Source organism: Pedobacter sp. 01N416, from assembly GCF_056399685.1.
This window is the reverse complement of the sequence record NZ_JBFTRT010000702.1, coordinates 1-2,335: the sequence shown is the minus strand read 5'-3', so window position 1 is coordinate 2,335 and position 2,335 is coordinate 1. Positions and strand designations below refer to the sequence as shown.

At 38.1% G+C, this 2,335-nt stretch carries 3 protein-coding genes; all 3 read right to left on the bottom strand.

The genetic code is table 11. The annotated features are described in order from the left end of the window. Positions 1–275 (bottom strand): AAA family ATPase (locus AC1DND_RS26045; RefSeq protein ID WP_477585515.1); only part of this gene is annotated, 275 nt, incomplete at its 3' end. A 260-nt stretch (positions 276–535) separates the two neighbouring features. Then, positions 536–1,234 (bottom strand): SDR family oxidoreductase, encoded by a 699-nt coding sequence (locus AC1DND_RS26040; protein WP_477585513.1) that lies wholly within the window; start codon positions 1,232–1,234, stop codon positions 536–538. Positions 1,235–1,264: 30 nt separating this feature from the next. Then, positions 1,265–2,074, bottom strand: a complete 810-nt coding sequence (locus AC1DND_RS26035) for a 3-keto-disaccharide hydrolase (RefSeq protein WP_477585511.1) — start codon at positions 2,072–2,074, stop codon at positions 1,265–1,267. Positions 2,075–2,335 lie beyond the last annotated feature (261 nt).

Here is a 2,335-nt window from a genome sequence, read left to right as displayed (position 1 = left end):
ACAAAGAGCAAAGTTTCAGCTATCTTATCTGATTGAATCCCATGTCCCAGCAATAGTGCTTCAACAATACTTTGTACATCTTCAAAATCATCAAAATATTGACGGTGTGCAGGCTTCTCCAGATTAAGAAAAATAGTATTAGGATAGTTTTTCGCAAAGTCCTTGATCAGTGTTGTTTTTCCTACCTGACGTGCCCCTCGAATAATTAGAGGTTTCCTATTTTTGCTGTTTTTCCATTGAGTTAAGTTTTCTTCAATGGATCGTTTAAATGCCATTATTTTTTATTTTGTAACAAAGTCAACCCAAATATAGTATTTTTTTGTAACAAAGTCAGGTCATATTTTATTGAATTTTGTAATAAAGTCAGGGCATTTGATTGTGTCGGCAGTAAAAATATTATCAAAATGTAATGAATTGGCTGATAAAAAGTTTGATAGGACGCTTAATTAGCACAGCCTGCGGAAAACAATTATTGCTTCCCGCAGTGATAAATAAAGAACATTTTACTTTGTTGTAGAATTAACTACATCTTACATTATCCCTTCGGCGTAGTCGGTCTGATTTCTACCTTACTCGGCAAAGTCCTTGCTGGCATGGCCAATAAATCAACAATCAGTTTACCCATATCCTYTGGCTGGATTTTCCAGGCATCATTTTCAGCATTGGGCTGGTGATCGTTAAAATGGCTCGCTACCGATCCTGGCATAATGGTACTCACCTTTACGCCATATTTTCTCAGATCGAGCATAACCGATTGCGTAAAACCTGTTAAACCAAATTTACTGGCATTGTAAGCTGAGCCACCCGCAAAAAAGTTTGTACCCGCTAAGCTAGATATCGTAAAAATATGTCCCTTATTCTTTTTGATTTCTTCAACACTGGCTTTAATACTATAAAAAACGCCTGTTAAATTGGTATCAATGGTTTCTTTCCATAAATCTACATCCAGCTCGTCAATAGGTGCAAAATGCCCTACGCCAGCGTTGGCGATAAGTATATCTAATTGTCCCCATTTTTCGAGTATCAGATTTACCGTATTTTGCTGAGATTTAAAATCTGCCACATCTGCTTCAATGGCCAATACATCACCATGTGCCACCAAATGTGATGCGGCCTGGTTTGCGCTGGCAATTGTCCTGCTGGTAATGGCTACTTTATAGCCTTCTTTTAAAAGGGCTTCGGCAATGCCGAAACCAATTCCTTTACTTCCTCCTGTAATTAATGCAACTTTCATGTTCTTGTAACGTATAGTATCGAAAAATGTTTAATTAGATTTTTTGTTGTTATGATGCGGAAGCTCCATAATCTGGATATCTTTAAAATCAACAGGCTGTCCTTCACTTTGCAAGGCGATAAAACCTTGGGTAAGTGCTTTTCCATCAATTTTAATTTTCGGATCGTAGCCATTGGCAACGCCTCCGCCAATCTGGGGTTTGCTGTACTGGAGTACAGTATCTCCATTTATAATATGGGTGACTAGTGAGTCGCCCAGAACAATCAGCTCGCCGGATACCCATTGGTCGCCATCGTATGTTTTCGATCTCGAATCCAGACAATGACCTGGAAACTTACTGCCATTGTAAAAAATATCTGTACCTGGCGAACACATATTTCCGGTAGGGCGGGGYCTACCATCGCTCAAACCTCCCAATAACTGCATTTCGATTGAAATTGGCCAATCTTGCTCTTTAGGCATGGTTTTCGGGTCCTGAGAATGAAACATCACACCGCTGTTGAGTAGGGTATAACTTGGCGCACCTTTTTGCTGCTCGCCAACGAAGCGGTATTTAAATTTGAGGTGGTAATAAGAGAAAGGGGTTTTGTAATAAAGATGACCAAACTGATCATTAAAATCGCCATATTGATCATAACGAACCTGTATTATGCCATCTTCAACCCTAAAGGTATTTCCGTAGTTTACATTGTAATCATGATGGTGGATTTTAACGTTCCAATCTTTAATGTCTTTTCCGTTAAAAAGCGTTATCCATTTTTCAGATCGGTTATTGATGTTTTTGGTTGTACTGCAGCTCCATAGTGTAACAGCAAGAAAGAGATAGCCTAGTTTTTTCATTTGGTTAATTTTGTTTTGCGCTCTGTTTAAAAAAGTGAATCACAAAATACATAAACAAAGTGATTTTCACGTACATTAAAGGTTTACCACGAGAATTTTGCATTTCGGCTTTATTTTTTGATCATAAAAAAACATTTTTTTAGCATTATTCCCGTCTCCTGCATTTCCCATCTTCCGTCCCTTTAATTACCTTAAAAAAACATTTTTTTAGCATTATTCCCGTCTCCTGCATTTCCCATCTTCCGTCCCTTTAATTACCTT